Genomic DNA, 6,450 nt, shown 5'->3' on the forward strand with positions numbered 1-6,450 from the left:
CACGACCACCTCCAAGATCAGGTCCTGGAGACAGTCTGCTCACCCCCGAGCAGCACGTCGAATACCCGGCCGACGATGCGAGCCGAGCCACTAGCTCGTGCTCTGACCGCATAGGTTCGCCGGGTCGTTCAGGCCGAGGCGGTGCGGGGGCGTCCGCCCCAGCGGATGCCCTTCCCGCTGCGGATGCGGGCGCGTTCGCGGCGTTCGGCGGCCAGGACGTCGCGGTGGGGGCGTTGGCGTTGCGCCAGCGCAGGTAGGCGTGCAGGGCCCGGGTCTGCACGGTGTGCTTGGGGTGGTTGGAGTTGGCGATGGTGGCCTCAGAGTCCGAAGCGGGCTTCGATGGGGTTCGCCCACGAGGCGTAGGTCGGGGTGAACCACAACTCGACCTTGTTCTTCTTCGCCCAGCGGCGGATGTCGGCGCCTTTGTGGGCGGACAGGTTGTCCATGATCACGTAGATCGGGGCGCCGTCAGGCCGGGCGGCGCGGATCGACTTCAGTGCGGCCAGCGTGTTCCCGCCACCCTTCCTGCGGCGGTTGACGCCCCACAGGCGGTCGTCGCCGACCGAGTAGCAGCCGTGGAAGTACCGCACGCCGTGGGTGCGGTGGTACGTGGCGGGCAGCCGGTCGGGCTTGGTCTGCTCAGCCCAGCAGCTGCCGCCGGTGGGCCGGATCCCGAGGGGGCCGAACTCGTCGAACGCGAAGACCCGGTCCGGGAAGCGGTGAAGGACCTCCTCGATCCGGTCCAGCTTCGCCTCGCGGTCCGGGTCGGGGGACTCCTTCCATGTCTTGGTGCGCTGGAAGGTGACACCGCGGCGGGCCAGCAGGCAGCGCAAGGCCTCGCGGCCGATACGGATCACGCAGCCGTGGACCTTCCGCAGGTAGGCGGCGAGCTTGCGCAGTGACCAGTGGGTGAAGGCCTGGCTGAGCTTGGTGGGGCGGGTGGTGGCCGTCTGGATGACGAAGTCCTCGTCGTCACGACTGAGCAGGCGGGGACGGCCTCCCGCCCACCGAGGGTCCAGGCAGGCCAAGCCGATCTCGTTGAACCGGTGGATCACATCCCGGACAGTGTCCTCGTCGGCCTGGACCAGCTGGGCGATCACCGGCACCCGGTTCCCGCCGGCCGACGCCAGCAGCTCATCGCTCGCCGGTAGCGCACCGTGCTGGTGCTGCCCCGGCGCACGATCTGCTGCAGCCGCTGCCCCTCCTGGTCGGTCAGTCTGCGCACACGGACAGGCTCGGCCACCGCACCTCCAGCGGTCGGATCGGACATCACCGCACATCCAACCGCCACGACCACCAACCCGGCGAACCTATGCGGTCAGGCCCCGAGCGCCGCCGCCGTGGTTCCGCGTGCGCCACACGTCCTTCACCCAGCCGGCCACCGCCGCCTCGTCACGCTCGATGGCCCGGCGGGCCGGACCCTGATGGGCTCCAGCCACGGCGTCGCAGCATCTGGGAGATACCCGACAACGTCATGCTCTTGTGAAACCGTCGGCCGATCAGCGTCTTGATCCTGGCCAGCGTCCACCGTTAGTCCGGCCAGCCGTGAGCGACCGGTCCTTTGGCCAACTCCTCCTCGAGCACGGCGAACAGCGCGTCACTCAGCTTCGGCCGGGACGCCGGACCACGTGAGCGCAAGGCGTCCTGCCCCGTATCCGGCCAGGCCCGCCGCCACCGCTGAACCGACCGAACGCTGACCCGTAACTCCTTCGCGATGTCCGTGCTGCCCGCCCGTCGGCGAACATCCCTACCGCTTGCATCCGGACCCGCTCACGGAATGCTTGCCTCTCCGCGGTCAGACCCCCACCCTGCAAATACCTCATGCAACCGGCATACCGCGACGATCACTAACCGTCAGCCTCTACGACAACCCGCCTGCAAGGTCAGTAACTGGGCGTGAGCGCGAGCTAGGGCACCCACCAGGTGGTGATTCGGTTCAAGGGGATGCGTAGGTACTCGATAGGCTGCGGGACAACGTCGTCGAGCGGCACGGTGCCCCCCGATGCGTCCATGAGGTGGATGTAGAGCACCGTCTCGTTGTCGGTTGTCGCCTTGGCGTCATCCTCCAGCTCGACTGGAGTCCAGTGGCCGACGATTTTCCAAAGCCAGTCATCAGCGGCCACTACTGTTCCGGTCCAAAGCGTGCCATCGGCGACGACTGAGACCTCAAGCGGCTTCTGACGCTCGTCATGCCTCTCGATGACGAGTCGGAGTAGATCGTCGTGATTGTCCATTTTTGCAGGGTAGGTCGACGGGGCCTGTCGCTGGTGCTCCGACGCCCCGTCGTCCGTGTGGCTACGCCGCTACGCCCTGCTCGCTCCAGATCCGCCCGCACCGGGTGCAGTGCGCGAGGGGTTGACGGCTCACTGGAACCGGCGGCCGGTGCCGAAGCAGCTGAGCGAGCCGGAGCTGCCGACCGCTGCATGCGGCTGGGTCCCTTGGCAGTGCGAGGAGTGGGCGCACCTGGCATTCCAGCTCGGGGGCCCGAGTAGGCGGTACTCGATCATCCCGCCTCGCAACCCGAGTAGCTGCCGCAGCCGGTGCAGACGCTGCTGAGTGCTGTGGTGATTGTGGCGGACGCCCCGCAGTGGTGAGGAGCGTGTAGCTGCGGCTTGGCGAGGGCTGAGGCTGCCGGCGCCCTGGCAGCCGGAGGAGCCGGCCTGTGCCCTTCCCGGGGCGGGGCAGGGTCGGCCGAGTTGGCGAGGTGCCGACGGTTGCCAGGGAGCGCCAGTCGCTCGTTAAGCCGAGCTGCGGAGAACCAAGGCGTCGTACCGTGGCGCGGTGGGAAACACATTTGGTGGTGGACAGCAAAGTCTGTACCTCTCCAACGGCGGCACAGAGGTGTTCATCGACGTGCTGATGCTGGCGGTCTCTGACCTTGCCGAAGACGTATGGGACTGCCGTTTCGCGGCTCTTCTGGCGCTGCAGGATCAGAGCATCATGGGACGAGGGACCGTCGGATTCAACCTGGAAGACATCGACTGGGGCACGACGCCACAGGAGCGATCTCATTCAAGGGGCTTCGTGCTGCGTGCCGCCACGCTTGCGATGAGCTGCCACCGCTGGAGCGAGCTGGATTACGAACCTCCCTTCGCTCAGAATTACGTGCGCCAGTTCAAGGACATGGTCGAGTCATTCGTGCCCGCCGAGGCTTCTCATGGCACCGGAGTCTTCCCCGGACCGGACGAACGCGCTCTGGCCTGCTGCACACAACACCGGATCTTGAGCGCGCTCCCTCACTGGAAGGGGGTGCTTCCTCTGCACCCAGCCGAGATAGCGCGACCCAACCTGCGCATTGGAGTTCGCGAATCCGCCGTTAGGCGCCCGGGGTACAACCGAGCAGCGCTCGGTCCCCACGCCGTCCGGTGACAGGGAGCCATTGCCGGGCCAGCGGTGCCGTAGGGTGGTGTTTACCGACGCGGGGTGGAGCAGTTCGGTAGCTCGCTGGGCTCATAATCCAGAGGTCGCAGGTTCAAATCCTGTCCCCGCTACTGCTCAGAAGGGCCCGGTTCCTAGTGGATCCGGGCCCTTCTGCCATGCGTCGGCTTTCCAGCTTTTAGTGCTTCGGTTGGGGGGACTTACCCCTCCGGGATTTGGCGCGCAGGGTAGCCCCGACGCCTGGGCGGCGGTGAGGTGGGTGTCCACGGCGACGACCCCGTCAATGCCCTGGCTGAGGGCCACGATCACCGGGAGGAGACCCGGTTCTGGGATCTGGCCGCGCAGGGTGACGGCCCCGTCCCGGACCTCGACTGCGACGGTGCCTTCGTCCAGGCCGAGGATGCGCCCCAGGACGTCCTGCTCGACCTCGGCGCGGATCTCGGCGTCGGTGCGGATAAAGGCGTCGAGCAGGTCGCTGCGGCTGACGATGCCGGTGAGGAGCCCGTCGTCGCCGACCACCGGCAGCTGCTTGATGTGCCGCCTGCGGAGTTCCCGCGCGGCCCGGGGGATCGTCCAGTCGGCGCGGGCGGTGAAGGCGGGGTGCTCATGAGCGCGTCCGCGGTCCGGGCCCGGACTTTGCCCCAGGCGCGCTCGTCGTTCCCGTCCTGCCCCTGCGGATCGGGCATGCCGGTCTCGTGCCGCAGCACGTCGGACGCGGATACGACCCGACGGGGGCGCCGTCGTGGTCGACGACCGGGGCCGAGGCGATGTCGTTCGCGTCCAGTAGGGCGGCGACCTTCTGGAACGGTGTGTCGGGGCGGAGGGTGACGACCTCCTCGGTCATCACGTCACCGACGGAGCGGCGGTGCGGCATGGCTTTGGCCTCCTCCGCTGTGTGACGGGGCGGCCGCGGTCGGACCCGCCCGGGCCGACGCGCGCGGCGCCGGCCTCCGCGGCCCTGCCGATCGTCGAGGGAGTTGAAGGAGGCGGCGACGGCACGGGCGTGCGCGCACTCCTCACGCCAGACCTCGAATGCCTCGTCGACGTCGGCGTCGTCGACGTGGAACTCGGCGAACGTGCCGTCGACCTCTCCGGGCCAAGGCGGCTTGACGTCCTCGGCGTTCGCAACGACGCGGAACCAGCTCCGCTCGACAGCGGCCGCGTGCCGCACCAGGCCCAGGAGCGTGACCTCCGAGGTCGGGATCGGCGAACGCCGCGTGGTGGACGCCGTCGCCTTTGAGGCGGCAGTCGCGCAGGATCTTCCAGTTCTTCATGCGGGCGAAGACGTGCTCGAGGCGGGCTCGGACTTGCTTGTGCGAGTGATTGTGCGCCTCTTTCCAGGCCGGAAGTTCGGCCTGCCTCTCTCACGGCGGTGCGGGATGACGGGCCCGGTTCCCTGGTAGCCGCCGTCGGCGATGGTGACCGCGTGGCCCACGGCGGCCTTGGTGCCGGATTCCGCCCATGCCCTGCAGTCGTTGCAGTTGCCGGGGAGTGGTCGGCCGACGAGGACGACCAGGCGGCTGTCGGCGTCGATGACCACCTGGTGGTTAGTGGAGTACCGGCAGTTCTAGGACTGCTCGGCCACCGTGTGGTCGCGGGTGGGCACCAAAGTGCCGTCCACGACCAGCACGGCGCCTTTCCGGAACCGTCTGCGGGACCGGAGAGCGAGCTGCGGGCCGATCTGGTCGCTGACCCGGGCAGCTGCGGACTTCGAGATACGTAAGAGTGGCGCGAGCTGGCGCAGCGTCAAATTGGTGGGGGTCGGGGATCGGTCCTCACCGCTGACTCTCGCTTCGTTGTCCCATTGCTGCCTGCCTTACTCTCCAAGCCCTTGGGTGTCCAAATCCAAGCCGAACGGCGCAGGCAATCGAATCAGCGTGCCATACGGGTGCGGCCCGTCGGCTCGCGTATAGCCGAGCTGGCCCGGTTCGGAGTACAAAGTCAGGCTGCGCTCCTGACGATCAACCAGCAAGAAGAGTGGCGCGCCATACTCGGCATATCGCTTCCTCTTCACAACACGGTCGGTTTCGCCATTGGACTCCGAAGTCACTTCGACGATCAAGAGCGTGTCTTCCGGGAGGAGAGCGCCGGCGCCCTTTGCTGCTGCAGCAGGGACCACTGCAATATCTGGTACGTACCAGTTCGATGACCCGGGGAGATCCAAATTTCCTGAACCTGTAACACAGCCAAGTTCGCGGGCGCGTGGTCGGATCTGATCACGGATCGCCTCTGCGGCCGCTTCATGGTCCCAGGTCGGCGACACCGGCTCGATAACCCCTTCCACGATCTGGGCGCGGTCACCCTTAATACGCTGGACCGCGTACTTGAGGGCACGCTCCGGGTCCACGCCGGCGTTGTAGTCGGCAGGCGCAGTCGTCATGCGGCATCCTTCCACTGAGCAACTGCCAGGCTGGCCAGTTGAGTCCTCCACAGAACTAGTGATCGTGAGCCACCCCGCGGAGTAGCCCACTAGTTCGACTGACTTTGCGTCAGAACTTGCGACTATGGACGTCGTGTGACATGCACGTACGCCGCCCTAACCCAATTTAGTAGATCTGCCTCCAGGAACGGTGCGGATCCCCGGGGCAAAGGGCTTGGAGCGCGGAGGCGACTTGCCCTTCCTGCGTAGGCGGGCGACCTCGGCTTTCTGCTCGTCGGTGCAGCCAGGGCTGGGTGGCAGGCTGCGAGGCTCCGCGTCGCTGTAGAGAACCTTCGGGGCGGCCCACCCTTCGGAGGGCTCCACCGACCAGGGAAGAGTGCGACCGAGGGCCTCGTACTTTGTCCAGATCTGGTGCAGTCGCAGCCGAGCAGAGACAGGCCGGCCAGGACGCCTGGGCGAAGCTCCGCGCCCATCAGGGCAGCGCCGCCGCGTGCATCTGACGGCTATCCTAGACCACACTGCTTTGACCGCCCTCTATCAGGCGGACCCGTTCTTCACCGGCCTGCACATCGAAGCCTCCCGCGGCACCGGTCGTGTCCTAGGCCGTGTCTGACAAATGATCACGGACGGGTTCGCGGAGCCAGAGGATCAGCGAGGCCAGGACGACTCCGGCGCGGTAGCGGTCGGCGAGC

General features: G+C 67.3%; 5 protein-coding genes, 1 tRNA gene and 3 pseudogenes. 2 read left to right on the plus strand and 7 right to left on the minus strand.

The genetic code is table 11. The features are described 5' to 3' along the window. Nucleotides 1-128 precede the first annotated feature (128 nt). The 3 genes and pseudogenes from ACWIHY_RS39875 to ACWIHY_RS39885 form a co-directional block, all read right to left on the minus strand. Nucleotides 129-1,243: pseudogene (locus ACWIHY_RS39875) on the minus strand (IS630 family transposase). Between the two features lie 112 nt (nucleotides 1,244-1,355). Next, nucleotides 1,356-1,823 (minus strand): annotated as a pseudogene (locus tag ACWIHY_RS39880) (winged helix-turn-helix domain-containing protein); the annotation flags it as partial. 84 nt (nucleotides 1,824-1,907) lie between these two features. Continuing rightward, the gene (locus tag ACWIHY_RS39885; protein WP_454381620.1) at nucleotides 1,908-2,234 is read right to left on the minus strand and encodes a hypothetical protein; all 327 of its coding nucleotides are present in this window, start codon (nucleotides 2,232-2,234) and stop codon (nucleotides 1,908-1,910) included. A 547-nt stretch (nucleotides 2,235-2,781) separates the two neighbouring features. On the opposite strand from ACWIHY_RS39885, the gene ACWIHY_RS39890 reads away from it, so the two are divergent. Next, the gene (locus ACWIHY_RS39890) at nucleotides 2,782-3,369 is read left to right on the plus strand and encodes a hypothetical protein (RefSeq protein ID WP_454381622.1); all 588 of its coding nucleotides are present in this window, start codon (nucleotides 2,782-2,784) and stop codon (nucleotides 3,367-3,369) included. A 48-nt stretch (nucleotides 3,370-3,417) separates the two neighbouring features. Further along, nucleotides 3,418-3,491: transfer RNA gene (locus tag ACWIHY_RS39895), tRNA-Met, on the plus strand. A gap of 4 nt (nucleotides 3,492-3,495) precedes the next feature. Here ACWIHY_RS39895 and ACWIHY_RS39900 read toward each other — a convergent pair. The 4 genes and pseudogenes from ACWIHY_RS39900 to ACWIHY_RS39915 all read right to left on the minus strand — a co-directional run bounded on the left by ACWIHY_RS39900 (nucleotide 3,496) and on the right by ACWIHY_RS39915 (nucleotide 5,758). Next, on the minus strand, nucleotides 3,496-4,098 hold the full coding sequence (locus tag ACWIHY_RS39900; protein ID WP_454381628.1) for a CBS domain-containing protein: 603 nt from the start codon (nucleotides 4,096-4,098) through the stop codon (nucleotides 3,496-3,498). Continuing rightward, nucleotides 3,983-4,549 carry a CBS domain-containing protein gene (locus tag ACWIHY_RS39905; RefSeq protein ID WP_454381624.1) on the minus strand — a complete coding sequence of 189 codons (567 nt, stop codon included), beginning with the start codon at nucleotides 4,547-4,549 and terminating at the stop codon, nucleotides 3,983-3,985. The genes ACWIHY_RS39900 and ACWIHY_RS39905 overlap by 116 nt, the downstream gene beginning before the upstream one ends. 43 nt (nucleotides 4,550-4,592) lie before the next feature. Continuing rightward, nucleotides 4,593-5,134 (minus strand): annotated as a pseudogene (locus ACWIHY_RS39910) (transposase); the annotation flags it as partial. 60 nt (nucleotides 5,135-5,194) lie between these two features. Next, nucleotides 5,195-5,758, minus strand: a complete 564-nt coding sequence (locus ACWIHY_RS39915; RefSeq protein ID WP_454381626.1) for a Uma2 family endonuclease — start codon at nucleotides 5,756-5,758, stop codon at nucleotides 5,195-5,197. Nucleotides 5,759-6,450 lie beyond the last annotated feature (692 nt).

The sequence above is a fragment of the Streptomyces sp. NPDC055287 genome (genome assembly GCF_053646035.1).

Coding starts and splice junctions, on each gene's coding strand:
- ACWIHY_RS39915 (WP_454381626.1), bottom strand. CDS start 5,758: ATGACGACTGCGCCTGCCGACTACAACGCCGGCGTGGACCCGGAGCGT.
- ACWIHY_RS39885 (WP_454381620.1), bottom strand. CDS start 2,234: ATGGACAATCACGACGATCTACTCCGACTCGTCATCGAGAGGCATGAC.